This window comes from Enterobacter cloacae complex sp. SYL003, from assembly GCF_049236925.1.
Classification (GTDB): Bacteria; Pseudomonadota; Gammaproteobacteria; order Enterobacterales; family Enterobacteriaceae; genus Enterobacter; species Enterobacter intestinihominis.
Genome location: NZ_JBMKJK010000003.1, coordinates 12,947 through 37,462 on the forward strand (window position 1 = coordinate 12,947; position 24,516 = coordinate 37,462).

Annotated in this window: 28 protein-coding genes and 1 other RNA gene; 11 read left to right on the forward strand and 18 right to left on the reverse strand. The window is 51.0% G+C overall.

The features are described from left to right. The first annotated feature begins 3 nt into the window (after window positions 1–3). On the forward strand, window positions 4–486 hold the full coding sequence (locus ACOT1A_RS04545; protein WP_045308388.1) for an OmpA family protein: 483 nt from the start codon (window positions 4–6) through the stop codon (window positions 484–486). Between the two features lie 2 nt (window positions 487–488). On the opposite strand, the gene ACOT1A_RS04550 is transcribed toward ACOT1A_RS04545, so the two are convergent. The 7 genes from ACOT1A_RS04550 to ffh all read right to left on the reverse strand — a co-directional run bounded on the left by ACOT1A_RS04550 (window position 489) and on the right by ffh (window position 5,906). Next, the gene (locus tag ACOT1A_RS04550) at window positions 489–1,859 is read right to left on the reverse strand and encodes a PepSY-associated TM helix domain-containing protein (protein ID WP_276169971.1); all 1,371 of its coding nucleotides are present in this window, start codon (window positions 1,857–1,859) and stop codon (window positions 489–491) included. A gap of 38 nt (window positions 1,860–1,897) precedes the next feature. Then, window positions 1,898–2,302, reverse strand: a complete 405-nt coding sequence (locus ACOT1A_RS04555; protein WP_022649065.1) for a DUF2946 domain-containing protein — start codon at window positions 2,300–2,302, stop codon at window positions 1,898–1,900. 132 nt (window positions 2,303–2,434) lie between these two features. Beyond that, window positions 2,435–2,782, reverse strand: coding sequence for a 50S ribosomal protein L19 (gene rplS / locus ACOT1A_RS04560; RefSeq protein ID WP_002914145.1), 348 nt, complete (start codon window positions 2,780–2,782; stop codon window positions 2,435–2,437). Window positions 2,783–2,825: 43 nt separating this feature from the next. Beyond that, on the reverse strand, window positions 2,826–3,593 hold the full coding sequence (gene trmD, locus ACOT1A_RS04565; RefSeq protein WP_003863138.1) for a tRNA (guanosine(37)-N1)-methyltransferase TrmD: 768 nt from the start codon (window positions 3,591–3,593) through the stop codon (window positions 2,826–2,828). Window positions 3,594–3,624: 31 nt separating this feature from the next. Then, the gene (rimM, locus tag ACOT1A_RS04570) at window positions 3,625–4,164 is read right to left on the reverse strand and encodes a ribosome maturation factor RimM (protein WP_003863136.1); all 540 of its coding nucleotides are present in this window, start codon (window positions 4,162–4,164) and stop codon (window positions 3,625–3,627) included. 15 nt (window positions 4,165–4,179) lie between these two features. Further along, window positions 4,180–4,428: a 30S ribosomal protein S16 gene (gene rpsP, locus ACOT1A_RS04575; protein ID WP_022649067.1), complete on the reverse strand. Its 249-nt coding sequence runs from the start codon at window positions 4,426–4,428 to the stop codon at window positions 4,180–4,182. 116 nt (window positions 4,429–4,544) lie between these two features. After that, the gene (ffh, locus tag ACOT1A_RS04580) at window positions 4,545–5,906 is read right to left on the reverse strand and encodes a signal recognition particle protein (protein WP_003863132.1); all 1,362 of its coding nucleotides are present in this window, start codon (window positions 5,904–5,906) and stop codon (window positions 4,545–4,547) included. A 166-nt stretch (window positions 5,907–6,072) separates the two neighbouring features. On the opposite strand from ffh, the gene ACOT1A_RS04585 reads away from it, so the two are divergent. Then, entirely contained in the window at window positions 6,073–6,864 is a 792-nt protein-coding gene (locus tag ACOT1A_RS04585; RefSeq protein WP_014832951.1) for a cytochrome C assembly family protein, read from the forward strand. A gap of 19 nt (window positions 6,865–6,883) precedes the next feature. Beyond that, a complete protein-coding gene (locus ACOT1A_RS04590) occupies window positions 6,884–8,170 on the forward strand; it encodes an HlyC/CorC family transporter (RefSeq protein WP_026094274.1) in 1,287 nt (428 codons plus the stop codon). Between the two features lie 52 nt (window positions 8,171–8,222). Here ACOT1A_RS04590 and grpE read toward each other — a convergent pair whose 3' ends face one another. Continuing rightward, entirely contained in the window at window positions 8,223–8,816 is a 594-nt protein-coding gene (grpE, locus tag ACOT1A_RS04595) for a nucleotide exchange factor GrpE (protein WP_003863126.1), read from the reverse strand. Between the two features lie 122 nt (window positions 8,817–8,938). On the opposite strand from grpE, the gene nadK reads away from it, so the two are divergent. The 3 genes from nadK (at window position 8,939) to bamE (ending at window position 12,041) form a co-directional block, all read left to right on the forward strand. Further along, entirely contained in the window at window positions 8,939–9,817 is an 879-nt protein-coding gene (gene nadK, locus ACOT1A_RS04600; RefSeq protein ID WP_022649070.1) for an NAD(+) kinase, read from the forward strand. Window positions 9,818–9,902: 85 nt separating this feature from the next. Beyond that, a complete protein-coding gene (gene recN / locus ACOT1A_RS04605; protein WP_022649071.1) occupies window positions 9,903–11,564 on the forward strand; it encodes a DNA repair protein RecN in 1,662 nt (553 codons plus the stop codon). Between the two features lie 138 nt (window positions 11,565–11,702). Further along, window positions 11,703–12,041 carry an outer membrane protein assembly factor BamE gene (gene bamE, locus ACOT1A_RS04610; protein WP_003863121.1) on the forward strand — a complete coding sequence of 113 codons (339 nt, stop codon included), beginning with the start codon at window positions 11,703–11,705 and terminating at the stop codon, window positions 12,039–12,041. Window positions 12,042–12,102: 61 nt separating this feature from the next. Here bamE and ACOT1A_RS04615 read toward each other — a convergent pair whose 3' ends face one another. Both ACOT1A_RS04615 and ACOT1A_RS04620 read right to left on the reverse strand, forming a co-directional pair. Beyond that, window positions 12,103–12,390 carry an RnfH family protein gene (locus ACOT1A_RS04615; RefSeq protein WP_003863119.1) on the reverse strand — a complete coding sequence of 96 codons (288 nt, stop codon included), beginning with the start codon at window positions 12,388–12,390 and terminating at the stop codon, window positions 12,103–12,105. Then, a complete protein-coding gene (locus tag ACOT1A_RS04620; protein ID WP_196344390.1) occupies window positions 12,380–12,817 on the reverse strand; it encodes a type II toxin-antitoxin system RatA family toxin in 438 nt (145 codons plus the stop codon). The genes ACOT1A_RS04615 and ACOT1A_RS04620 overlap by 11 nt, the downstream gene beginning before the upstream one ends. Before the next feature lie 156 nt (window positions 12,818–12,973). Between ACOT1A_RS04620 and smpB the strand changes: the two genes are divergently transcribed. Beyond that, window positions 12,974–13,456, forward strand: coding sequence for an SsrA-binding protein SmpB (smpB, locus tag ACOT1A_RS04625; protein WP_003863115.1), 483 nt, complete (start codon window positions 12,974–12,976; stop codon window positions 13,454–13,456). 89 nt (window positions 13,457–13,545) lie between these two features. After that, window positions 13,546–13,909, forward strand: a transfer-messenger RNA (tmRNA) gene (ssrA, locus tag ACOT1A_RS04630). Window positions 13,910–14,389: 480 nt separating this feature from the next. Here ssrA and ACOT1A_RS04635 read toward each other — a convergent pair. Then, entirely contained in the window at window positions 14,390–15,316 is a 927-nt protein-coding gene (locus ACOT1A_RS04635) for an RNA-guided endonuclease InsQ/TnpB family protein (RefSeq protein WP_023306741.1), read from the reverse strand. A gap of 149 nt (window positions 15,317–15,465) precedes the next feature. Next, window positions 15,466–17,190: a FliC/FljB family flagellin gene (locus tag ACOT1A_RS04640; RefSeq protein ID WP_276169970.1), complete on the reverse strand. Its 1,725-nt coding sequence runs from the start codon at window positions 17,188–17,190 to the stop codon at window positions 15,466–15,468. Window positions 17,191–17,516: 326 nt separating this feature from the next. Here ACOT1A_RS04640 and ACOT1A_RS04645 point away from each other — a divergent pair. Next, a protein-coding gene (locus ACOT1A_RS04645) for an IS3 family transposase (RefSeq protein ID WP_276169969.1) occupies window positions 17,517–18,664 on the forward strand; the annotation gives its coding sequence in 2 pieces (ribosomal slippage) (window positions 17,517–17,754 and window positions 17,754–18,664; 1,149 coding nt in all). A gap of 353 nt (window positions 18,665–19,017) precedes the next feature. Here ACOT1A_RS04645 and ACOT1A_RS04650 read toward each other — a convergent pair. Both ACOT1A_RS04650 and ACOT1A_RS04655 read right to left on the reverse strand, forming a co-directional pair. Next, the gene (locus ACOT1A_RS04650) at window positions 19,018–19,440 is read right to left on the reverse strand and encodes a hypothetical protein (protein ID WP_032671399.1); all 423 of its coding nucleotides are present in this window, start codon (window positions 19,438–19,440) and stop codon (window positions 19,018–19,020) included. A gap of 115 nt (window positions 19,441–19,555) precedes the next feature. Then, a complete protein-coding gene (locus ACOT1A_RS04655; protein WP_276169968.1) occupies window positions 19,556–20,104 on the reverse strand; it encodes a recombinase family protein in 549 nt (182 codons plus the stop codon). Between the two features lie 130 nt (window positions 20,105–20,234). On the opposite strand from ACOT1A_RS04655, the gene ACOT1A_RS04660 reads away from it, so the two are divergent. Together ACOT1A_RS04660 and ACOT1A_RS04665 are read left to right on the forward strand one after the other, a co-directional pair. Further along, window positions 20,235–20,996 (forward strand): hypothetical protein, encoded by a 762-nt coding sequence (locus tag ACOT1A_RS04660; protein WP_368958412.1) that lies wholly within the window; start codon window positions 20,235–20,237, stop codon window positions 20,994–20,996. An 83-nt stretch (window positions 20,997–21,079) separates the two neighbouring features. Continuing rightward, window positions 21,080–21,850 (forward strand): hypothetical protein, encoded by a 771-nt coding sequence (locus tag ACOT1A_RS04665; RefSeq protein ID WP_276169966.1) that lies wholly within the window; start codon window positions 21,080–21,082, stop codon window positions 21,848–21,850. On the opposite strand, the gene ACOT1A_RS04670 is transcribed toward ACOT1A_RS04665, so the two are convergent. The 4 genes from ACOT1A_RS04670 to ACOT1A_RS04685 form a co-directional block, all read right to left on the reverse strand. Further along, entirely contained in the window at window positions 21,816–23,090 is a 1,275-nt protein-coding gene (locus ACOT1A_RS04670) for a phage tail protein (RefSeq protein ID WP_368958413.1), read from the reverse strand. The genes ACOT1A_RS04665 and ACOT1A_RS04670 overlap by 35 nt on opposite strands. Window positions 23,091–23,148: 58 nt before the next feature. Further along, on the reverse strand, window positions 23,149–23,382 hold the full coding sequence (gene cor / locus ACOT1A_RS04675) for a phage exclusion lipoprotein Cor (protein WP_017382566.1): 234 nt from the start codon (window positions 23,380–23,382) through the stop codon (window positions 23,149–23,151). Window positions 23,383–23,489: 107 nt separating this feature from the next. Continuing rightward, window positions 23,490–24,113 carry a hypothetical protein gene (locus tag ACOT1A_RS04680; protein WP_229685517.1) on the reverse strand — a complete coding sequence of 208 codons (624 nt, stop codon included), beginning with the start codon at window positions 24,111–24,113 and terminating at the stop codon, window positions 23,490–23,492. Window positions 24,114–24,161: 48 nt separating this feature from the next. Beyond that, window positions 24,162–24,476, reverse strand: a complete 315-nt coding sequence (locus tag ACOT1A_RS04685; RefSeq protein ID WP_276169964.1) for a hypothetical protein — start codon at window positions 24,474–24,476, stop codon at window positions 24,162–24,164. Window positions 24,477–24,516: the final 40 nt, after the last annotated feature.

Consider the following 24,516-nt stretch of genomic DNA (forward strand, 5'->3'; position numbering starts at 1 on the left):
GATATGTTGAAGCGATACATCGCGCCGTTGTTACTGGCATCTCTGGTTATGTCCGGGTGCCAGACGCCGGAGGGTAAATTCACACCAGAGCAAATCGCGGCCATGAAGTCCTACGGCTTTAACGAACTGAATGGCGACTGGTCCTTGGGCCTGTCGGATAAGATCCTGTTTGATAAAAATGACGCCAGACTGCGTCCGGAAAGTGAAACGCAGATCCAGACTATGGCCTCACGTCTGGCGGCAACCGGTCTGAATCACGCCCGGATGGACGGCCATACGGATAACTATGGCGAAGAGAGCTACAACGAAGCGCTTTCGTTAAAACGTGCCAATGTTGTAGCGGATGCCTGGGCGAAGGGCGCGAACATCCCGCGCAGCAACCTCACTACGCGGGGTTTAGGCAAAAAATACCCTCTCAGCAGCAACCGTACTGCGCAAGGGCGCGCTGAAAACCGCCGTGTTGCGGTAGTTATCAGCACGCCTTAAGGCTATTTAGCGGATGTGCCGGCGAGCGACACGCCTGAAGCCGCTCGCCAGCGCAGCCAGTCAATCACGATAAATACCGCCAGACTGACGCCCATTATCGGCAACGCCAGCCCCAGCAGGAGGCTTATCATGAACGTCACTCCCCTTCCCCACAGCGGCAATGCCAGCCAGCTTTGACAGAGCGTCTGTACCGGGTTCGCGGCTGACGTCGCAGGACGACGCATCCACCACATCCGGTATCCCCAGATAATCAGCACGCACAGCGCAACGCCAAACGCGATGAGCAGCAGCTGATTTGCCAGACCAAACAGGATCCCCATATGGAAATCCACGCCCCAGCGGGTGAGTTTAGCCATCAGCGGGAAATCCCCAAAGCGAGTCCTGTCCAGCACCTTCAGAGAGTGGGGGTCCACGGCAACGGCATCAACCTGCGTCGGCCAGCGGCGATCGATTTCCGTCACCGTCCAGGCCTGGTCGACACTGCTTGCCGGACGGATCTCAACGTTGTTAGCATCAATTCCTGACTGGCGGGCGGCCTGCAATACGCTGTCAAAAAGCGACAGTTCAACAGGCATTTCAGGCATCGACATTCCGCCGTGATGACCACGATGTTCGGCGTGTTCATCCATCATTTCCGGCGCACCGGAAAGGGTGGTGTTTACCTGCGGCGTCAGCCAGTTCATCTCTGCACGCAGCTTATCGACGTTGCCACCGGCCCATTGTGACCAGGTTAACCCGGTGACTGAGAACAGCAGCATTCCCGCCAGTAACGTCCAACCTAAGATCACATGCAGGCGACGACGATTCTGGAAACGATTGTTAATACGGCGCTTCGGTCGGGTATAGAACCACAGCGCGATCCCGCCCAGGGCAGCAACCCACATCCACGAGGCGGCTAACTCGCTATAGAGGCGTCCGAGGTTGCCCAGCATCAGCGAGGTATGCAGATAATCGATAGTCTGACGCAGCGGTAAAATCCCGCTGGTGCCGTAGACGGTCATATCCCCTCGAACCTCAAGGCTGGCGGGATCAATAAAAATAGCCCGATGCTCGGAGGGACCCAGCGCCGAGTCGGCAAACATCACGCGGGTCGTTTCGCCCTCTTCCAATCCCGGACGAACAGCATGTAAACGCAGCGCTGAACCCACGGCCTTTTCGGCCGCGGCAATTTGTGCAGCAAGAGGCTGCGCCTCACCCACGGCATCCGTGTGGAGTGCATGATGGTACAGCGCATTTTCAAGCTGCGGCGTGGCGACATACAGCGTACCGGTCAGCGCTGCGAAGAAAATAAACGGACCAACAAACAGCCCGATATAGAAATGGAGGCGACGCAGCAGGTTTCCCCATGCCGCGCACGGAGTGCAGGTAGTCATACTTTTCCTTTTTAAGGCAAAAAGTGAGTGATTTTGTTTTAAAGGGAGAAAGCAGACCGACGCGGCGGCGCGCGGGTATCGGGGTAAAGCCAGGGGAAAAAGTGCCAGTGGCTGACCGCCTGACGAGGCGGCTTCATGCGCAGCCGCTGCAACACCACGCTGAGCAGAACGATAAGCGCCAGCATCACGCCCGGCACATGCGCTAACAGCACGCAGTAGCCGCAAGCTTCCGCATGGTCAACTGGCATGGAATGCGGCATATCCCCATGATGCTCGTCCATCGACATCATGCTCATGTCATGGTGCATACCCGGCATGGCGCTCATGGGATCTTTTTGCAGCGAGACGGAGATCAGCGGCGCCACGACGATCAGCAGGATCGCAAACAGCGCGGTCAATGCCGCTGCGCGTTTCCAGCTATGCTGATGCAGTACGTTATCCACTTACCCTCCACCCAAGAGGCGAACATTGTAAATGATTTATGACGGAAGGGTTAACGCGAGAGGTGCGATGGGATAAAAAAAGGGCCAGCCTTTCGGCCAGCCCTTTCTGACAGGATGTCGCTTAAGCGAATCTTAGTTCAGACGCTCTTTAATACGAGCAGACTTACCAGTACGCTCACGCAGGTAGTACAGTTTAGCTTTACGTACAGCACCACGACGTTTAACAGCAATGCTGTCAACTACCGGAGAGTGAGTCTGGAAGACACGCTCAACGCCTTCGCCGTTGGAAATTTTACGAACAGTGAATGCAGAGTGCAGACCGCGGTTACGAATAGCGATAACCACGCCCTCGAATGCCTGCAGACGTTTTTTGGAACCTTCAACAACCCATACTTTCACTTCCACGGTGTCACCTGGACGGAAGGAAGGTACGTCCTGCTTCATCTGCTCTTGTTCAAGTTGCTTAATAATGTTGCTCATAATTTAATCTCTTATCCTGGGTAAACTGATATTCGGGAGCGTATTACGCTTTCCCATCATGTTCATGCTGCTGGTGCGCGTGTTCGGTTTTGAACTCGGCCAGCAACTTTGCTTGCTCTTCAGTCAGAGCCAGGTTTTCCAGAAGTTCAGGTCTTCTAAGCCAGGTCCGGCCCAGCGACTGCTTCAAACGCCAGCGACGTATCTCGGCATGGTTTCCAGACAGTAACACTGCCGGGACTTCCATCCCTTCTAACACTTCAGGACGAGTATAGTGTGGACAGTCCAGCAATCCATCGGCAAAGGAATCTTCCGTTGCCGAAGCTTCATGGCCCAGAACCCCCGGAATAAACCGGGCGACGGAGTCAATCAACGTCATTGCTGGTAGCTCACCACCGCTGAGAACGTAATCGCCGATAGACCATTCTTCGTCAATCTCGGTTTGAATTACCCGCTCATCTATCCCTTCGTAGCGACCACAGACCAGAATCAGCTTTTGATTCGTCGCCAGTTCGCTCACGCCCGCTTGATCAAGCTTGCGTCCCTGAGGTGACAGATAAATCACCTTCGCGCCTTCACCTGCCGCGGCTTTTGCTGTGTGAATGGCGTCCCGTAAGGGTTGCACCATCATCAACATCCCCGGTCCGCCGCCGTAAGGACGATCGTCCACGGTACGGTGCCGGTCATGCGTGAAGTCACGAGGACTCCAGCTCTGGATGCTCAGCAGGCCATTCTTTACTGCCCGGCCAGTTACCCCGTAATCGGTAATCGCGCGGAACATTTCAGGAAACAGGCTAATTATGCCAATCCACATAGCGCCGTCTTTTACCGTTTATCCGGAGAATTTAAAAACCAGGATCCCAATCTACTTCAATGGTTTGAGTAGTGAGATCGACTTTCTTGATAACCTGTCCATCGAGGAACGGGACCAACCGCTCCTTGATGCCAAATGCATCTTTCAGGTTTGCCTTAATGACGAGAACGTCATTTGACCCGGTTTCCATCATGTCGATGACTTTCCCCAGGCTGTAGCCTTCAGTGGTCACTACCTGGCAACCCATAAGGTCTTTCCAGTAGTAGTCACCCTCTTCCAGTTGCGGCAACTGCGACGAATCCACGACAATTTCACAATTAGTCAGCGCATTCGCGGCATCACGATCGTCAATGCCTTTCAGCTTGATGATGATGTCCTGATTGTGGTGACGCCAGCTTTCCAGCTCGACCTCTTCCCACTTACCGGCTTTCTGGATAAACCAAGGCTGGTAATCAAAAATGCTATCAGCGTCTTCAGTGGAGGAAAACACTCTGAGCCAACCACGGATACCGTAGCAAGAACCCATTTTTCCCAATACGATCGGTTCAACAGGTGCTTTATTGCTCATCATGACCACCGTGACAGATTAAGCTGCTTTGTTTGCTGCTTTGATCAGCGTAGCAACGCGATCGGAAACAGTAGCGCCCTGGCCAACCCAGTGAGCGATACGATCCAGATCCAGACGAGTTTCTTCTTCTGCGCCAGAGGCCAGTGGGTTGAAGAAACCAACGCGCTCAATGAAGCGACCGTTGCGTGCATTACGGCTGTCAGTCACAACAACCTGGTAGAACGGACGCTTTTTAGCGCCGTGACGTGCTAAACGAATAGTTACCATAACATCCTCTTGTGTGAATAAAACAACCGGGCCCCATCGAGGAACGGAGCCCGGGTGTCATATTAAAAGCCCGAAAATTTTACTCATTTTCGGGCAAAAAGCAATCTCAAAAGCGATTATCGCCCAGGAAAACCGGGCGGCATCATGCCTTTCATGCCGCGCATCATCTTCGCCATGCCGCCTTTCTTCATTTTCTTCATCATGCGCTGCATGTCGTCGAACTGTTTCAGAAGGCGGTTAACGTCCTGGACCTGCATGCCGCAACCGGCTGCGATACGGCGCTTGCGGGAACCTTTGATGATTTCTGGCTTCGCGCGCTCTTTCAGCGTCATCGAGTTGATGATTGCCTCCATACGCACCAGCACTTTGTCATCCATCTGGGATTTGACGTTGTCCGGGATCTGCCCCATACCCGGCAGTTTACCCATCAGGCTTGCCATACCGCCCATGTTTTTCATCTGACGCAGTTGCTCAAGGAAGTCGGTCAGATCGAAACCGTCACCTTTTTTCAGCTTGCTGGCGAGTTTTTCAGCCTGCGCGCGGTCAACCTTGCTTTCGATATCTTCGATCAGCGACAGCACGTCGCCCATGCCGAGGATACGGGAGGCAATACGATCCGGGTGGAACGGCTCCAGCGCTTCGGTTTTCTCGCCCACGCCGAGGAACTTAATTGGCTTACCGGTGATATGACGAATAGACAGCGCCGCACCGCCGCGAGCGTCGCCGTCGACTTTGGTCAGCACCACGCCGGTTAACGGCAGGGCTTCGTTAAACGCTTTTGCGGTGTTCGCCGCATCCTGACCGGTCATGGCGTCGACAACAAACAGGGTCTCTACCGGATTGATAGAAGCATGAACCTGCTTGATTTCGTCCATCATCGCTTCGTCAACGTGCAGTCGCCCGGCGGTATCCACCAGCAGCACGTCGTAGAATTTCAGCTTCGCCTCTTTCAGCGCCGCGTTAACGATGTCAACAGGCTTCTGCGCCACGTCGGACGGGAAGAAGTCTACGCCAACCTGCTCGGCCAGCGTTTCCAGCTGTTTGATCGCCGCCGGGCGATACACGTCCGCCGAAACCACCAGCACTTTTTTCTTGTGCTTTTCGCGCAGGAATTTCCCCAGCTTACCGACGCTGGTGGTTTTACCCGCACCTTGCAGACCCGCCATCAGCACGACGGCTGGTGGCTGAGCCGCCAGGTTAAGCACCTGGTTCTCTTCGCCCATCGCCGAAACCAGCTCGTTACGGACGATTTTGACGAACTCCTGACCCGGAGTCAGGCTCTTGTTAACTTCATGACCAACCGCTTTCTCTTTCACGCGGTTGATAAAATCACGCACGACCGGCAACGCAACGTCTGCTTCCAGCAGCGCCATGCGCACTTCGCGCAGCGTTTCCTTGATGTTCTCTTCGGTGAGGCGTCCACGGCCGCTGATGTTGCGCAGCGTGCGCGACAAACGATCGGTTAAATTATCAAACATTGTCTCTCGCCTGGGGTAGAAACGTTAGGTCGCCTGGGCGACACATACACAGAATTTTGCCGGAGTATAACATGAAGGCGCCTTTGTTGTTATGCAACGGTTGGAGCAGGCGTCACGTAACGTTATACTGCTTCTCTTTCTTATTAAGACAACTGTCGACGCCTATATGCCTGTTTTCGCACTGATCGCCCTTGTTGCCTACTCTGTCAGCCTCGCGCTGATCATTCCTGGCCTGCTGCAAAAAAACAGCGGCTGGCGGCGCATGGCTATTCTTTCGGCAGTGATCGCACTGATTAGCCATGCGTTTGCGCTGGAATCACGCATCATTCCCGGCGACGGCAGCGTGCAAAATCTGAGCGTGCTGAACGTCGGCTCGCTGGTCAGCCTGATGATCTGTACGGTCATGACCATTGTCGCGTCTAAAAATCGTGGCTGGCTGCTGCTGCCGATAGTCTACGCCTTTGCGCTGATCAACCTGGCGTTAGCCACGTTCATGCCCAATGAGTTTATTACCCATCTGGAAGCCACGCCGGGGATGCTGGTGCATATCGGCCTGTCTCTATTCTCCTACGCGACGCTGATCATCGCCGCCCTTTACGCCATGCAGCTCGCCTGGATCGACTACCAGCTGAAAAATAAAAAGCTGGCGTTTAACCATGAAATGCCGCCGCTGATGGTGATTGAGCGTAAGATGTTCCACATCACCCAGGTCGGCGTGGTTTTGCTGACGCTGACGCTGTGCACGGGCTTGTTTTATATGAAGAACCTGTTCAGCGTGGAGAATATCGATAAAGCGGTCCTCTCCATCATCGCGTGGTTTGTCTATATTGTCCTGTTATGGGGCCATTATCATGAAGGCTGGCGCGGTCGTCGCGTGGTCTGGTTCAACGTTGCGGGTGCGGGCATTCTCACGCTTGCCTATTTTGGTAGCCGCTTCATACAGCAATTTGCTGGCTAAGTAACAAAAGGAGTTCCCCCTGGAACACATCTCTACCACCACGCTGATCGTCATTCTGGTCATCATGGTGGTCATTTCCGCTTATTTCTCTGGCTCTGAAACCGGCATGATGACGCTGAACCGCTACCGGTTACGTCATCGCGCCAAGCAGGGTAACCGTGCCGCGCGTCGTGTCGAAAAGCTTCTGCGTAAGCCGGACCGTCTGATTAGCCTGGTGCTTATCGGTAACAACCTGGTCAATATTCTCGCCTCTGCACTGGGCACCATCGTCGGGATGCGTCTGTACGGCAATGCAGGCGTGGCGATTGCCACAGGTGTGCTCACGTTTGTGGTACTGGTGTTTGCGGAAGTGCTACCCAAAACCATCGCGGCGCTTTACCCGGAAAAAGTCGCCTACCCGAGCAGCTTCCTGTTAGCACCGCTGCTTATTCTGATGATGCCGCTGGTCTGGCTGCTGAATATGGTGACACGGGTGCTGATGCGCATGGTTGGTATAAAGGCAGACGTCACCATCAGCAGCGCGCTCAGCAAAGACGAACTGCGTACCATCGTGAACGAATCCCGCTCGCAGATCTCCCGTCGCAATCAGGACATGCTCCTGTCGGTGCTGGATCTGGAAAAGGTCAGCGTTGACGACATTATGGTGCCGCGCAATGAAATCGTCGGGATTGATATTAACGACGACTGGAAGGCCATTGTCCGCCAGCTGACGCACTCCCCGCACGGGCGTATCGTCCTCTATCGCGATTCTCTCGACGATGCCATCAGCATGCTGCGCGTGCGCGAGGCCTATCGTCTGATGACTGAGAAAAACGAGTTCACCAAAGAGGTGATGCTGCGCGCCGCCGACGAAATTTACTACGTGCCGGAAGGCACCCCGCTGAGCACGCAGCTGGTGAAGTTCCAGCGAAACAAGAAGAAAGTCGGTCTGGTGGTGGATGAATACGGCGACATACAGGGACTGGTGACGGTCGAAGATATTCTGGAAGAGATTGTCGGGGACTTTACCACGTCAATGTCGCCTTCCCTTGCAGAAGAAGTCACCCCGCAAAACGACGGGTCAGTGCTTATCGACGGCAGCGCCAACATTCGTGAAATCAATAAAGCGTTTAACTGGCATTTGCCGGAAGACGAAGCGCGGACGATGAACGGAATGATCCTGGAAGCGCTGGAAGAGATCCCGGCGGCAGGCACGCGCGTGCGCATTGAGCAGTATGATATTGATATTCTGGACGTTCAGGACAACATGATTAAGCAGGTGAAGGTCCTGCCCGTTAAACCTTTACGCGAAAGTATCGCCGAGTAATGTTGTAGGCCGGGTAAGGCGAAGCCGCCACCCGGCACTACGGGTCGGCAAATTACGCTTTCGCTTTCGCCACGGTCACCATCGCAGCGCGAATAGTACGACCGTTCAGGGTATACCCTTTCTGCATCACGCCCAGCACGTTACCCGCAGCAACGTCTTCGGATTCCACCATCGCAATGGCCTGGTGAACGTTTGGATCCAGCGGTACATCCGTATCGGCAATCACTTCAACACCGAACTTACGCACCACATCCAGCATGGATTTCAGCGTCAGCTCGATGCCTTCAATCATCGCCGCGTTATCCGGATTAGCTTTATCCGCCACTTCCAGCGCGCGATCCAGGCTGTCGATCACCGGAAGCAGTTCGTTGACGAATTTCTCCAGCGCAAATTTGTGCGCCTTTTCAACATCCAGCTCGGTACGACGGCGCAGGTTTTCCATTTCCGCTTTGATACGCAGTACGCCATCGCGTTCGCGATTCTGCGCTTCTACCAACTGAGCTTCCAGATTGGCAATTTTTTCATCGCGCGGGTCCACCTGCTCAGCAGACGTGTCTGGCTCTACTGCCTCAACTTCATCGTGCTGTTCCGTGATAATTTCTTCAGGGGCTTGCCCCTCAGGCGTTTTCTGTTCTTTACTACTCATGAATTTCTCCGCGTTTTTCTGCATTCATCTCGCTAACTTCGCTTATTATGGGGATCAGTTTCCTGGATTCAAGGGAACAAGGCAGATTGTCATCATTCATCAGGCACAAGGACCTCCAGAAAATGAATAATCATTTCAGGTGTATTGGGATCGTCGGCCATCCGCGTCACCCTACCGCATTGACGACACATGAAATGTTGTATCGCTGGCTGTGTGGTAAAGGCTATGAAGTGATGGTCGAGCAGCAGATCGCCCAGGAGTTGCAGCTTAAAAGCGTCAGAACCGGCACGCTGGCGGAAATTGGCCAGCAGGCGGATCTCGCCGTGGTGGTCGGCGGCGACGGCAATATGCTGGGCGCGGCGCGAACGCTGGCTCGCTATGATATTAAGGTTATTGGTATTAACCGTGGCAATCTTGGTTTCCTGACCGACCTCGACCCGGACAATGCGCAACAGCAGCTGGCGGACGTGCTGGAAGGTCACTATATCAGTGAAAAACGGTTTTTACTTGAAGCCCAGGTCTGCCAGCAGGATTGCCAGAAGCGCATCAGCACCGCTATTAACGAGGTGGTTCTCCACCCTGGTAAAGTGGCGCACATGATCGAGTTCGAAGTCTATATCGACGAAATCTTCGCTTTCTCGCAGCGCTCTGACGGGCTGATTATTTCAACCCCGACGGGGTCAACTGCCTATTCGCTTTCAGCCGGAGGCCCAATCCTGACGCCCTCGCTGGATGCGATCACCCTGGTGCCGATGTTCCCGCATACGCTCTCGGCGCGTCCGCTGGTGATCAACGGCGACAGCACCATCCGCCTGCGTTTTTCACATCGCCGCAGCGACCTGGAGATCAGCTGCGACAGCCAGATTGCGCTTCCCATTCAGGAAGGAGAAGATGTCCTCATTCGCCGCTGCGATTATCACCTGAACCTTATCCATCCAAAAGATTACAGTTATTTCAATACATTAAGCTCAAAACTCGGCTGGTCAAAAAAATTGTTCTGATTTTACATCCAGCGCTTTACTGTATATAAAACCAGTTTATACTGTATACAAACACAGTTATGGTTTTTCATACAGGAAAACAATTATGCTGGCACAACTGACCATCAGCAACTTTGCCATTGTTCGTGAGCTTGAGATCGACTTCCATAGCGGAATGACGGCGATTACCGGTGAAACCGGTGCAGGTAAATCCATTGCCATTGATGCCCTCGGCTTGTGCCTCGGGGGTCGTGCAGAGGGTGATATGGTGCGCACAGGTGCGGCCCGTGCCGATCTCTGCGCCCGCTTCTCGTTAAAAGACACGCCTGCCGCCCTGCGCTGGCTGGAAGCGAACCAGCTGGAAGATGGACGTGAGTGTTTACTTCGTCGCGTTATCAGCAGTGACGGCCGCTCCCGCGGTTTTATCAATGGTACAGCGGTTCCCCTTTCCCAGCTTCGCGAGCTGGGCCAGCTGCTCATCCAGATCCATGGTCAGCACGCGCACCAGCAGCTAATCAAACCCGAACAGCAGAAAGCCCTGCTCGATGGCTACGCGGGTGAGTACGCGCTTACTCAACTCATGGCGGAGCACTATCGTCAGTGGCATCAAAGCTGCCGCGAACTTGCGCAGCATCAACAGCAAAGCCAGGAGCGTACCGCGCGCGCCGAGCTGCTGGAATATCAGTTGAAAGAGCTGAACGAATTTAACCCTCAGGCGGGTGAATTTGAGCAAATCGACGAGGAGTACAAGCGTCTGGCCAACAGCGGTCAGCTGCTTTCCATCAGTCAGAATGCCCTGAACATGCTGGCGGATGGCGAAGACGTGAATTTGCAGAGCCAACTATATACCGTGCGTCAGCTTGTGACCGAACTGACCGGCATGGACAATAAGCTTTCTGGCGTACTGGAAATGCTGGAAGAGGCCGCAATTCAGATTTCAGAAGCCGGGGATGAGCTGCGCCACTACTGTGAACGTCTGGATCTCGACCCGAACCGTCTGTTCGAGCTGGAGCAACGCATCTCCCGTCAGATTTCACTGGCGCGTAAGCATCACGTTACCCCGGAAGAGCTGCCGAATTACTATCAGTCTCTGCTGGAGGAACAGCAGCAGCTGGACGATCAGGCCGATTCCCTCGAAACCTTGTCTCTGGCGGTTAATCTGCATCATCAGCAGGCGCTGGAAACAGCGAAACGGCTGCACGACGTGCGACAGCACTATGCTCTGGAGCTTAGCCAGCATATTACCGACAGCATGCATACGCTGGCGATGCCGCATGGGGTGTTCACTATTGATGTTCGCTTTGAAGAGCATCACCTGACGGCGGAAGGCGCAGACCGCGTAGAATTCCGCGTCACCACCAACCCGGGCCAGCCTTTACAGGCGATTTCGAAAGTGGCTTCTGGCGGTGAACTGTCGCGTATCGCCCTGGCCATTCAGGTGATTACCGCCCGTAAAATGGAAACCCCGGCGTTGATTTTCGATGAAGTGGATGTGGGTATCAGCGGCCCGACCGCGGCCGTTGTCGGCAAACTGCTGCGTCAGTTGGGTGAATCGACGCAGGTTATGTGTGTGACTCACCTGCCGCAGGTCGCCGGCTGTGGTCATCACCACTTTATCGTTAGCAAGGAAACCGATGGCGAAATGACGGAAACGCACATGAAGCCGCTGGATAAACGCTCACGCTTGCAGGAGCTGGCACGCCTGCTGGGGGGCAGTGAAGTCACCCGTAATACGCTCGCGAATGCGAAAGAACTGCTGGCGGCATAAACTTTTTCGGGATCTCAGGGTCATACAGAACAACAAAAACGCCGCCAGACCGGTTTCAAAGTGGGGCAAGGTCTATTATCATCGGCATATTACATATGAGCCGCGTACTGCTCGGGCCCGAAAAGGAATCAAATCACTATGCGCTGTAAAACGCTGACCGCTGCCGCAGCGGTTCTTCTGATGTTGACCGCAGGCTGTTCCACTCTGGAGAAAGTGGTTTACCGTCCTGACATCAACCAGGGGAACTACCTTACTCCTAACGATGTGTCCAAAATCCGCGTAGGTATGACACAACAGCAGGTCGCTTATGCCCTGGGAACCCCGATGATGTCCGATCCGTTCGGCACAAACACCTGGTTCTATGTATTCCGCCAGCAGCCTGGTCATGAAGATGTGACCCAGCAAACCCTGACGCTGACCTTCAGCAGTGCCGGTGTGCTGACCAACATCGACAACAAGCCTGCCCTGACCAAATAATCAGGTGCCAGCAACGCAAAAAGGTGCTCAATGAGCACCTTTTTTGTGTATGTTTATTTGGCTACTTACCGGATTTCTCTGCTCGCTGACGGCGCAACTCTTTCGGGTCGGCAATCAGCGGACGATAGATTTCAACCCTGTCGCCCTCTTTCAGCACATCACCGAGCTTAACCGGACGGCTATAAATGCCGACTTTATTCTTCGCCAGGTCAATATCACGGCGAAGTTCAAGGATGCCGGAGGCCCGGATAGCCGCCTCAACGGTGGCGCCCTCTTCAAGCGTCACGCGCTGCAAATACTGCTTCTCCGGCAGCGCATACACCACCTCAACAGCAATCTTATGCGACACTGTAAACCTCTTTGGCGCGCGTGGTGAACGCCTGAACCATATTCGAGGCCAGCTCTTTAAAGATTCGGCCAAACGCCAGTTCGATCAGCTTATTGGTAAATTCAAAATCCAGATGAAACTCAATGCGGCAGGCGTCAGCGCTCAGTGGCGTAAACTTCCACCCTCCCATCAGTTTTTTAAACGGACCATCCACCAGATGCATCAAAATACTCTGATTGCTCGTCAGGATATTGCGCGTGGTGAACGTTTTGCTGATCCCCGCTTTGGAGACATCCACGGCCGCAGTCATCTGCGTCGGGCCGGATTCCAGCACCCGACTACCGGTGCATCCTGGAATAAATTCCGGATAGGACTGAACGTCGTTCACTAACTGATACATTTGTTCCGCGCTGTAGGGAACAAGCGCAGTACGGCTAATCTGAGGCATAGCATTTTCCATGGTCACACAACAGACAAATAATAACATTTATCACCTGTTAAAAAAACGCTAAGCCTTATCTCGTGCTAAGATAGCGCGTTAGACCTCACAGGACGCAATGAGGTGACTTTTTAAAATCAGATTACCGACGGCTTTACGACACTTATGACGAAGAAAAAAGCACATAAACCTGGTTCGGCGACCATTGCGCTCAACAAGCGTGCTCGCCACGAGTATTTCATCGAAGAAGAATTCGAGGCCGGCCTTGCGTTGCAGGGCTGGGAAGTAAAATCGCTGCGTGCCGGGAAAGCCAACATCGGCGACAGCTACGTGATCCTGAAAGACGGTGAGGCCTTCCTGTTCGGCGCGAACTTTACGCCGCTGACCGTCGCCTCTTCACATTACGTTTGCGATCCTACCCGCACCCGTAAGCTGCTGCTTAACAAGCGCGAGCTGGAATCCCTCTACGGACGCATCAACCGCGAAGGCTTCACCGTAGTTGCGCTCTCTTTGTACTGGAAAAACGCCTGGTGCAAAGTGAAAATCGGCGTGGCGAAAGGTAAGAAACAGCACGACAAGCGTACTGACCTGAAAGCACGCGAGTGGCAGCTCGATAAAGCACGTATCATGAAAAACGCAGGACGTTGATTCTGCGCGCTTATTGTACTATTCAATAAGTTAGCGTTTCGGGCTGGTATCGAGGAAGTGAAATCTGGTATACTGAGTTCAACACTATTGGGGCTGATTCTGGATTCGACGGGATTTGCGAAACCCAAGGTGCATGCCGAGGGGCGGTTTGCCTCGTTAAAAGCCGCAAAAAAATAGTCGCAAACGACGAAAACTACGCTTTAGCAGCTTAATAACCTGCTAAGAGCCCTCTCTCCCTAGCTTCCGCTCTTAAGACGGGGATCAAAGAGAGGTCAAACCCAAAAGAGATCGCGTGGAAGCCCTGCCTGGGGTTGAAGCGTTAAAACTAATCAGGCTAGTTCGTTAGTGGCGTGTTTGTCCGCAGCTGGCGTGCGAATGTAAAGACAAACTAAGCATGTAGTACCGAGGATGTAGAAATTTCGGACGCGGGTTCAACTCCCGCCAGCTCCACCACTTTTGATAGCACTGCAACCGGACAGTGGAAATAAAAACAGCCACTTACGGACACTGACCAGACAGCAGGCAGACCGAGAAAAGACAAAAATATGCACGTGAAATGCACGTGCACTTTAAAAGAACCCCAGATTTCATGCGCTGGGGTTTTTCTATTTGTAACTAAGGGTAACAAAAATCCTTCACCATTTTGCACCCTACTCGCCTCGAGACTGTTTTTTTCACAGCAAGCGCTGTATATAATCACAGTCATATTTAAGCAGCGTTCGATGACTAATTTACTAAAGGTGCACAAACTGGTGTGCCAAAGTATTGACCAGACGTTGACATTCTCAGTATCAATAACCGAGATTTTTGCTTCATCGGAAGTTGAAATAACCCCCCTCCACAAACTGACACGACATGCCCTGCCGCCAGCAATTTATCTAAGGCCATATAAACAGCTGTATATAACTCTTATTTAATCATTAATAAACTACGCTAATCGCCCAACCGAATTACCTTACCACCCAACCATTCTTGCTTATACATTAACTGTCTAACAAATTCATAAGTCATGCTTACAGAACCATTATTTTTATCAGGTAAAGAATCCGTTAAATTAACCAACTCTACAATAGCGTGTTTTTTGCATATTGCCGTAGTTATTTTATGTAAGGCATCCAGTCTCCGCCTGCTTGACCTTGCTTTTACGCCGTCAATTTTCTTTTTAGTTTTTAGCCAGTTACTGCTGTATTTTACTTTTCTGCCTAGTATATTATTCAGGTTCCTTAGCTTTTTATTACCTTCCATGTTGGCAAATTGCTCGACCAGACTCTCACACGCTGTGAGTTGCATAAGCCATTCATTATTTAGCAAAATTTTGGTTTTGCTAAATGATGGATGAAGGGGTTCAGGAACAACTTCTTCTGTATTAAAGCTTATATACCATTTATCAAGCTTTCTTGAAATAGTAACATTCTTTAATACTCCTGTTATCTCTCGGCTTTTACGATACTTAACCCACCCTAGTTTGGGCAATGATACTAAATGCTTTTCTTGGTCCAGTCTGACTCTTTGGCATGGCACTCTAAAAGAATCATTACGGCCTTTCTTTTTGAATCGAGGATATTGTGACTTTCCCGAAAAGAAGTTTTTAAAAGCTCTATCCAGATCTCTTAATGATTGTTGCAAGCACTGTGATGGAGCCATTTTTAGCCATGCAAGGCACTCTTCGTTTTTCCAATTAACTAGTTCTGATGCTAGTTGATTGTAATTCAAGAATTTCTTACCCGAATCATAATTCTCATTAATAAGAGCAAGTCCTTTATTGTATACAAATCGACAGGAACCTGCGAAAACCAAAAAGTCATTCATATGAGTTTTATTCGGCTCAAGCAAAAATTTAAATGCCTGTTTCTTAATCACAATAGAACCTATACACGCTCAATTTGAGAAAGCCAATTTTAAATGATGATCGGCTTTTTTATCGAGTGAATATGACGGCTATGTTCAGCTATATTCATTCGATAAAAAAGCCCTGCATGTGCAGGGCTTTACGGTTTAGTAGTGCTGAATTAGCCTTGCAGCAGAGACAGAACCTGCTGAGGAACCTGGTTAGCTTTAGCCAACACGGAGTTACCGGCCTGCTGGATGATCTGCGCTTTAGACATATTTGACACTTCGGTCGCATAGTCGGCGTCCTGAATACGGGACTGCGCTTCAGACAGGTTGGTGGTGGTGTTGTTCAGGTTGGTTACTGCAGAATGCAGACGGTTCTGTACAGCACCCAGGGAAGAACGGAATTTGTCGATAGAGCTGATTGCATCGTCCAGCGCTTTCAGTGGGTCAGCAGTGGTTGCTGCTTTAGTTGCTGCATCTGTGGTGAATTTCCCATCTTCCTGTACATATACAGCCTTACCGGAATTGTTAGTAATGGAGCCGTCTTTCTGCAGGAAAATCTCAGTTTCATTCTTGGCAGCTAACGTACCGTCAGTCTGAGTGTAAGCTTGATTACCACCAATTGTAACTTTGCCAGTATTAGCTGCTACTGTCGTTGTGCCAGTTGTGAAACCAGTCGTTTTGGTAGCAGACTGCATAGCTTCAGCGCTGATTCGGGCACCAGTAACTACAATTGCACCACTCTGACCAGCAACAGTTGCACCCGCTAATTTGATTTCAGTCTTATCTTCGGTCGTAATGGTGACTGGAACTGCCGCCGCAGGAGTAGTTGTGTTTTGAGTAAGAGCATCAAGAGTTGCAGGCTTAATACCAGCACCAGCACTGTTCTGAGTCAGGTTGCCATCAATACCAATGAAAAGCTTGGAACCATCTTTCGCAGTGATTTTACCATCGCTTGACAGAACAACATCTACAGATGTTGCACCAATCTTAACGTTCAGATTAGCGGTATCACCTGCTTTAGGAGTCAGGATAGATTGTAACTTGGCGCTATTACTTGGAGTTGTTGCGTCACCAGCTGCAATAGTAGCATTGAATGTAAAATCATTAGTATCTTTATGATACGTATAGTTATTACCAGTAACAGCGTCGAAACCACTGGTAATATTAGCATTAACTACGGCAGTATCACCTAAGCCAGCAAACACGTCAGCTACGGTAGATTCGTTCAATCCCGCGCTTACTGTATACTTAGTTACGCCATTAGCATCTGCAGCAGGAGCAGCGATAGGACCGCCAGCAGCTGTTGTAGTGAGCTGAGCAGCTGTCAAATCAGCTTTAGTTGCTGCCTTATTAGCTACTGAACCTTCACCATTAACGTTAAAGCCAGTCAGGTTCAGAGTAGACGAGTCAATTTTTTTCAGGTCGATAGTGATGGTCTGGCCATCGTTCGCGCCAACCTGAATTTTCATGGAGCCGTCTTTTGCCAGCACGTTCACGCCGTTGAACTGGGTCTGACCGGATACGCGGTCAATTTCGTCCAGACGGGATTTGATTTCGTCCTGGATGGAGTCCAGGTCAGACTTGGAGTTGGTGCCAGTAGAAGACTGAACAGTCAGCTCACGGATACGCTGTAAGTTGTTGTTGATTTCAGACAGTGCGCCTTCAGTAGTCTGTGCAACGGAGATACCGTCGTTGGCGTTACGGGCAGCCTGAGTCAGACCTTTGATGTTAGAGGTGAAACGGTTAGCAATCGCCTGGCCAGCAGCGTCATCTTTTGCGCTGTTGATACGCAGACCGGAAGACAGACGCTCAATGGCAGTAGACATTGAAGACTGGTTTTTGTTGATGTTGTTCTGGGTGATCAGCGAGAGGCTGTTGGTATTGATGACTTGTGCCATGATAGTAATTCCTATTTGACTGAACTTAAATTAAGTTTACGGCTTCCACCATTTGGCTCCTGCGCCGCTATGTTCACTATCGGCAACGTACTCTGGACCTTTAGAAGAAAAAGTGAAAAACCATCCCCATCTGCTTTCAGGCATCAAACGAAAGATAGTTGTTTACTTTTAATACAATGTGATAAGTTCGTTTTAACGCCCCCTAAACCACCATGATAAAGCTAAACAATTCAATATGTTGAGCATAGTAAATAAACTATCTCTGAATCGCCACGGGTTTAACAGACACCTCAGAGTCATTTAAGATGGCTTAAAGAGAGGTGCCCATGAGCGGTAAGCGTTATCCCGAAGAGTTTAAAACTGAAGCAGTCAAACAGGTTGTTGATCGCGGTTATTCTGTTGCCAGCGTTGCAACACGTCTCGATATCACCACCCACAGCCTTTACGCCTGGATAAAGAAGTACGGTCCGGATTCTTCCGCTAATAAAGAACAGTCAGATGCTCAGGCCGAGATCCGCCGTCTCCAGAAAGAGCTGAAGCGGGTTACCGACGAACGGGACATATTAAAAAAAGCCGCGGCGTACTTCGCAAAGCTGTCCGACTGAGGTACGCCTTTATCCGTGACAACACCTGTTGCTGGCCTGTTCGCCTGCTCTGTCGGGTGCTGGATGTTCATCCCAGTGGTTTTTACGCCTGGCTTCAGCAGCCGCATTCACAACGCCATCAGGCAGACCTGAGACTGACAGGACAGATTAAACAGTTCTGGCTGGAATCGGGATGCGTCTATGGTTATCGCAAAATCCATCTGGATCTGCGGGACAGCGGGCAACAGTGCGGAGTGAACAGAGTCTGGCGACTGATGAAACGTGTCGGGATAAAGGCTCAGGTCGGATACCGGAGCCCGCGGGCACGTAAAGGCGAGGCCAGTATCGTGTCGCCCAACAGGCTCCAGCGACAGTTCAATCCGGACTCACCGGATAAGCGTTGGGTAACGGACATAACCTACATCAGGACCCACGAAGGCTGGCTGTATCTTGCCGTGGTTGTTGATCTGTTCTCACGCAAAATTATCGGCTGGTCCATGCAATCCCGGATGACAAAGGACATTGTCCTGAACGCACTGCTGATGGCTGTATGGCGCCGTAATCCCCAAAAACAGGTGCTGGTTCATTCGGATCAGGGCAGTCAGTACACAAGCCATGAGTGGCAGTCGTTCCTGAAATCACACGGCCTGGAGGGCAGCATGAGCCGTCGCGGTAACTGCCATGATAATGCGGTTGCAGAAAGCTTTTTCCAGTTGTTGAAACGCGAACGGATAAAGAAAAAGAGCTACGGAACGCGGGAAGAAGCCCGCAGCGATATTTTTGATTACATCGAAATGTTTTATAACAGTAAGCGTCGGCATGGTTCCAGCGATCAGATGTCACCGACAGAATATGAAAACCAGTATTATCAACGGCTAGGAAGTGTCTAGATTATCCGTGGCGATTCAGTTTGTTTTACATTACAGTCATTCTTTGTCTAATACATGATCAGGAGATTTGTTCAGTGAATGTTTCCGCCCGTTTTGTTATACTCTTAAATCTTGCATGCGCTGCTTTATTATTTACTCTACTCAATGCTCGGTTTGATTTATTCTGATCAGGTTCTCATTTCACTTACTTGAAATCCCTCCCAAGATTTATGCAAGTACATATCTTATATCCAATCGAGTAGTAAATCGACAATCATCAGGGAGAATAATGACTTGATAAAGGACGTGATCATAGACCATCGTCCTAATCTTCCATACACAGGTGGGTATGTTGTGTATGAACCCCCGTCCAACTAGTTCCTTCCGATTACCCTTAAAGCACTTTTCATGGTGATGTTTTTCCTTGTTACATATTTGGATGCTTGTTTTAAGGCATTATTCATTGCTATTACAGTCACAGGCCTAGCTAATCCTTTAACTCGATTTGATCTACTCTGGAAAACGTAAATATCAGAAGAATTGCAATCCTTTCTGCACGCAATTAACTTAGAAAGCAATAAATTTAATCTAATTGTTCGTGGCTCAAATTTTGGAGTTCCAGCCAAGTGCAGCATGTCATCTTCGATATCGGAATATCTAATAGTAATCACCCTGCTGCCTTCAGCACGGAGAGAAAACAATGTTAACCATAAGTCTGCCCAAGTTGATGAGATTTTAGACAATTCAACGTGAATAGCCCTGAACTCTTCTGGTGTAATAGAATCTGTTTTTGCCATGAATACCCCCAATGCTCAACCCAACCGCTCACCAAAATTTCAACAACTTTATTACATTCTTTCAATACTTTATTACGAAAATTGTATTTAATGTTCAATATTTTTTCCTCTGCCCCTACTGCGCCGGAAATTTCTTATACAAGGTGCACACCGCAACGTCGTAAATAATCGCTACTTGCTTTCTGTCTACTCCGTTTGCGATCAGCCTGCCAGCCTGCGCCCATTGCTCAGGGGCTAACTTTGGCCGTCTACCGCCTATGCGCCCTTTCTCCCGGGCTGCCGCCAGTCCTGCCCGGGTGCGTTCCACGATTAACTCCCTCTCCATCTCAGCCAAGGCTGACATAATGTGGAAAATGAAACGCCCCATTGGGCTGGAAGTGTCGATGCTATCCGTAAGGCTTTTGAAGTGGATGCCGCGCTGCCGGAGTTCGTCGACCAGCAGTACCAGGTTTCGCATGCTTCGCCCGAGGCGATCCAGCTTCCACACTACCAGCGTATCGCCCTCATTCAGCGTTCGAAGAAGCCTTTTAAGCACTGGCCGGTTCGCTACCGTCCCGCTCATTTTTTCCTCAAAAACCTGTTCACATCCTGCGCGTTCGAGTGCTTGTAGCTGAAGATCTGTGTTTTGGTCATTTGTTGATACCCTTACGTAGCCAATTTGCATATTTTTTACCCAATATTTTCTGCAAAAAAATCAGGTGAAGTTATCGGCATGGCTGCCGCAGGGCAATCTATAAAACGTCGATTTGGGAACATCTGCAACAAAAAACACTGGAACATCGAGCAATGATGTCATGCAGCCAGGTATGTTTGGGCTTGGTCGTCCGGATGGAGCATTAATATTCAACACAACAAGTCAGGATGATCTTCTTACTGGATTGACAGGGTATGGGCTTACGGTTCTTCGAAATAATGCACAGATACCAGAGCCATGGAATATATGGAACTATTCACCGACAATATTTGCCCGTACAGGTGATACGTATAGCCTTTTTTCAATGCCTTTTCAGTCATCTGGCAAAGTTCGTATTTTTGGTGGTGCAGCAGCAACTGGATGGAATCACAGCAGGATATTATACGATGATAAAAATACGGTTGTAGATAGCAATGGCTTTATAAAACAGGCATCCCCGGTCGTCAAAGTCTTCTCTAATGGTAAATATGAAACTAACGACGAATCAGAAGGCGTCACGGTCACTCGTCTGGATATCGGACAATACCTTATTGAAGGCTGTAAAGCACTCAATTCAGACGCTGCCTGGGGCGGTATCGACGGAGGATTTGAAATCCCCACAGACAGGAATAAGCAACCGCTTATATGGCTGGATTATGAGGTTAGCGCGGATGGTTCTGTGCTGGTGAAAACCTACCACCGAACTCACCCTGATGCGCCAGCGTTCGCCAGGAATGAACTGGAAGGCGTGGGTGATGGTGATCCGGTCGACATCCCCCGTGACCAGTTTGTGTCCGTTCGTGTCGAAATGCCTGCCGATTCTTTATACAACCAAAAAATCAGTGCGGCAGAGCTGGCCATGACTGCTGATGCGGGTGAATAAAGATCAGTTTAGGAAACAGCGCTACACGAGACGTTGATAGTCAGTTTGCCCCGGTGTCATCGTACATAAACGGAGCCGCTGTTATGGCCCAGGTTCATCGCGATTACCGGCCACTCGCTTCGTATGATCTTATTACGCAATATCCACTGGGTATGTCTTTCGGCATTCAGGCTGGCGGTAATGGGTGGGGTGGCGGATCTAGTCAAGATGTCTATACCGGTATGTTAACCCTGCGAGGATGGCATGATGCAACAGGTGGCGGTTACACGTCTTGGCAGTTGGCGTCAACGTCGCAGGGGCTTAAATATCGCCAGGGAAACGGTACTGTCGCAGGGCTATCCAATGTTGGCTTTTCTACTGCGCATACCATTTATTCAACGCAGAACACCACGAAAGCCAGCGACGGAACGCTTAAGGCTGCATCACCTGTTACCCGTATTGTGAAAAGTCAGGAGGAATGTCAGCGCACTGATATCGATGAACCAGGCTTTGTCTGGTGCGGCTGCGGTACGGCGAATACCGAAGCTGAAGGGATCAAAATTTTCCGGCTCGATGTAGGAATTTATGTGTTGACTGGTTCGGCAGGCCTTGCGTCTGAGGGATGGCAGTTACTGCCGCCAATGGACCCTGGCGGCATGAGAGAACTGGGTGTGGCTGAAGCTGAGCAAACCGCTGACGGAGAGCTGATTATCCGCCTGTTTAAGCGAAAATACATGCTGAGCGATGAAGGGGAGATCGTCAAAACAAAAGGGGAACCGATGGACGTGCCTGTGAACAGCTGGATCGATGTTCGCCTGGATATGCCTGATGATTCTGCCTTTAATCAGATGATGAATCAGAAACTTCAGCCATAGCTGCACGCTGATTCCAGATACTGTTTTGCGGCATCTCTACACGGACACTGACAAACTGATCGGCCGGAATATCGGCCGGTTCGCCATCCACAAAACCTTCCCGTGAGTTCCTCGCAAATATCGGTGCTGACGGGTATTCCCGGTGGAATGTTTTCACGAGCACTGACCCGTCGGCATTTACCTCATAGTCAAGCCAGATTAGGGCCTGCCCATTACGATCTTTAGGGATATCGAACCCGCCATCAATCCCACCCCACGCCGCATCTGAATTCATACCCATGCATCCTTCAATCAGATACTCACCGATAGCCTGACGGGTTACGGTGCATCCTTCAGATTCATCGTTAAGCTGACACGAACCATCACCGAACAACTGTACAATCGGAGAAGCGGCTTTTAACGTACCGTCAGATGCACGGGTCGTATTTCCGGTGTGGTAAATCTGCATCCAGCCAGAATCATTGCCATCCGCCATACTCATGAACTGAATAATTTTCCCGCTAAGAATCAGCGCAGCAAATGATTGTTGCGCTGCCGGAGTGCTTCCATTCCCAATATTACGGTCTGATAACCGTATACCAGAACCATACATTCCAGGACCACCAGAAGTTGCGGGAGTAACGTTACAAAAACGGGTTCCCTTGCTTTTATCCCAGATATCTGAAATTACGGGAAGATTTTTTGAACCGACACCAAATGAACCTGGCGCCAATACATCGTCATCCCCTTCTCCCGTGTTCTTTGTTGCAGATGTTCCCAAACCGAGGTTTGTGCGAGCGTCAGCGGCATTCGTTGCTCCGGTCCCGCCGTCCGAAACTCCAACCGCCCCATTGCTCCCTTTCTGGACCAGTTTGCCGATCGCCGGAATGGTTACACGAGCGCCGTTGATGGTAACGGTGATGTTCTGGTTTGCTGAGGTAGTGGCGAACGTCTCCCAGGCACCGATATTCTCGTCATACTCGTTGATGAGCTGAGACATGCTCTGCGCCAGGCCGTCGACCGAGAGACTATCAGTAACAAGAATGCCGTACTTCTGGCCGCTCAACGCCGGAGACGCGGCAGGCGTAACCGTCAGTGACGTCGCACTGTTGATGGCGGTGATCTGAAACATCTGTACCGGGTTAGAAAGAACAAACAACGTCTGGCCAACCCGAATCTGGCTGGCGGGTGCCGTCCAGTTCGTGCCGGTGCCGGTTGCAGTGTTTCCGTTAATGGCGATGGTGCCAGTGTTATAAAGCATATTTTCTCCAGGCAATAAAAAACCCCGCCGGAGCGGGGTTTGTTCAAAACTGAATGGGTTAGTGGCAGGTGGTGCTGGTGAACGTGTTGGCGCTCACCCATGACCAGTTAAAGGGATAACCGGCGCGGTACTGTGTCTGATTGTTTTGTTTACGGACTCCGTAGATCTGGACGCTGCTTTCCTGTCCGCCGACCAGGGCTGTTCCGGTGCATACGGGTTGCTGCTTCTCAATAACGCCAGCGCAACCGGAGAGCAATACCGCTACCGCCAGGCAAAGAATCATATTTTTCATAGTGGTTATATCCCAGGGCATTCATGAAGCTACACAATAACAATATGAATCAATGGGATATAATTGATTTGGTAGATCAATTATTCGAAATTGATCGTTCAAAACGATCAATCATAGTTGGCGCAGTTGATGGCCATAATCACGTTCCTCAGATTCGAATACGCGACGTTCTGAAGGTTGCCGCCGGGGGTTGTCTGCGGCCTGGCGAATATTCGCGTATTGCTTCCCTCAAGCTTTGCCATGCTCTTGTATATGGCCGAGTAGGGCTGCGGCTGACCGCCGGCCGATACAACCCCGGTAATTAGCCCCAGCATGGCAGGCATACAGGCCCACTTCCCCGCCAGAGTTGTATTGATGTTGTATCCTGAGCTGGCATCCACCCCGGCGGTACCGAGGGTGACAACATCGCTCAGCGTGCGCGTTTCGTTTGTTAAAATCAGCGTCCCTGAAGCATCCCACACGGCCAGCCCGTAGTCTGGCTTTGTCTGTGGGAAAATAGAGAAAAAATAAACGTACGCTGTGCCGGTTGCATTCGGTCTGAGAAAATCAATCGTGATGGTGTTCCCGCTTATCGTCTGGGTGATTTCGACCTCAACAGTACAATGAACGAACGCGACAACGGGCTGACCTGCGGGGAAAGTGTGCGTCACTTTGGTATTGAAACCCGTTGTTCCCTGAAGTGCCGCTGTCTTTCGCGCCTGTAGAGCGATTGGCGAGCTGTTCGCGGTCACCCATACTTCCCCGCTCGTGGTCGTCAGTAAAACGCCATACTCCGCCATTTATGCCCTCTCGATCTGGAAAATGAGAAAAGCCGCTGCCGCAGGCTCAGTCCCTGCTGAGTAGTCGGTATCGCCTACTGCTGACACTGTCGCGGTTCCCCCTGAAATGGTGATCTTCCTCCGACTCGTTCCAAACTGATCACCGTTCATGACCTGAAAACAGGTAAGCCTGCAACCCGGTGGAAGCGCTACGGTGTAAGAGCCTGTTTTCTGGTTCTGGGCCAGCTGAAGATAGCCACAAACGCTGACAGGCTTAACGCCATAGTTGCTTACCTTGCCTGAGGCGTCCCATGTCTGAACACCATATTCCGCCATCCAGTCCTCCTGAAAAAAAGAGGCCCCGTAAGAGGCCTCC

Excerpts from the sequence above, each read along its gene's own strand:
- ACOT1A_RS04545 (WP_045308388.1), top strand. The coding sequence starts at position 4 with ATGTTGAAGCGATACATCGCGCCGTTGTTACTGGCATCTCTGGTTATG.
- ACOT1A_RS04550 (WP_276169971.1), bottom strand. The coding sequence starts at position 1,859 with ATGACTACCTGCACTCCGTGCGCGGCATGGGGAAACCTGCTGCGTCGC.
- rplS (WP_002914145.1), bottom strand. The coding sequence starts at position 2,782 with ATGAGCAACATTATTAAGCAACTTGAACAAGAGCAGATGAAGCAGGAC.
- trmD (WP_003863138.1), bottom strand. The coding sequence starts at position 3,593 with ATGTGGATTGGCATAATTAGCCTGTTTCCTGAAATGTTCCGCGCGATT.
- rimM (WP_003863136.1), bottom strand. The coding sequence starts at position 4,164 with ATGATGAGCAATAAAGCACCTGTTGAACCGATCGTATTGGGAAAAATG.
- rpsP (WP_022649067.1), bottom strand. The coding sequence starts at position 4,428 with ATGGTAACTATTCGTTTAGCACGTCACGGCGCTAAAAAGCGTCCGTTC.
- ffh (WP_003863132.1), bottom strand. The coding sequence starts at position 5,906 with ATGTTTGATAATTTAACCGATCGTTTGTCGCGCACGCTGCGCAACATC.
- ACOT1A_RS04585 (WP_014832951.1), top strand. The coding sequence starts at position 6,073 with ATGCCTGTTTTCGCACTGATCGCCCTTGTTGCCTACTCTGTCAGCCTC.
- grpE (WP_003863126.1), bottom strand. The coding sequence starts at position 8,816 with ATGAGTAGTAAAGAACAGAAAACGCCTGAGGGGCAAGCCCCTGAAGAA.
- nadK (WP_022649070.1), top strand. The coding sequence starts at position 8,939 with ATGAATAATCATTTCAGGTGTATTGGGATCGTCGGCCATCCGCGTCAC.
- recN (WP_022649071.1), top strand. The coding sequence starts at position 9,903 with ATGCTGGCACAACTGACCATCAGCAACTTTGCCATTGTTCGTGAGCTT.
- bamE (WP_003863121.1), top strand. The coding sequence starts at position 11,703 with ATGCGCTGTAAAACGCTGACCGCTGCCGCAGCGGTTCTTCTGATGTTG.
- ACOT1A_RS04620 (WP_196344390.1), bottom strand. The coding sequence starts at position 12,817 with ATGCCTCAGATTAGCCGTACTGCGCTTGTTCCCTACAGCGCGGAACAA.
- smpB (WP_003863115.1), top strand. The coding sequence starts at position 12,974 with ATGACGAAGAAAAAAGCACATAAACCTGGTTCGGCGACCATTGCGCTC.
- ACOT1A_RS04640 (WP_276169970.1), bottom strand. The coding sequence starts at position 17,190 with ATGGCACAAGTCATCAATACCAACAGCCTCTCGCTGATCACCCAGAAC.
- ACOT1A_RS04650 (WP_032671399.1), bottom strand. The coding sequence starts at position 19,440 with ATGGCAAAAACAGATTCTATTACACCAGAAGAGTTCAGGGCTATTCAC.
- ACOT1A_RS04655 (WP_276169968.1), bottom strand. The coding sequence starts at position 20,104 with ATGCAAATTGGCTACGTAAGGGTATCAACAAATGACCAAAACACAGAT.
- ACOT1A_RS04660 (WP_368958412.1), top strand. The coding sequence starts at position 20,235 with ATGCAGCCAGGTATGTTTGGGCTTGGTCGTCCGGATGGAGCATTAATA.
- ACOT1A_RS04665 (WP_276169966.1), top strand. The coding sequence starts at position 21,080 with ATGGCCCAGGTTCATCGCGATTACCGGCCACTCGCTTCGTATGATCTT.
- ACOT1A_RS04670 (WP_368958413.1), bottom strand. The coding sequence starts at position 23,090 with ATGCTTTATAACACTGGCACCATCGCCATTAACGGAAACACTGCAACC.
- cor (WP_017382566.1), bottom strand. The coding sequence starts at position 23,382 with ATGAAAAATATGATTCTTTGCCTGGCGGTAGCGGTATTGCTCTCCGGT.
- ACOT1A_RS04685 (WP_276169964.1), bottom strand. The coding sequence starts at position 24,476 with ATGGCGGAATATGGTGTTCAGACATGGGACGCCTCAGGCAAGGTAAGC.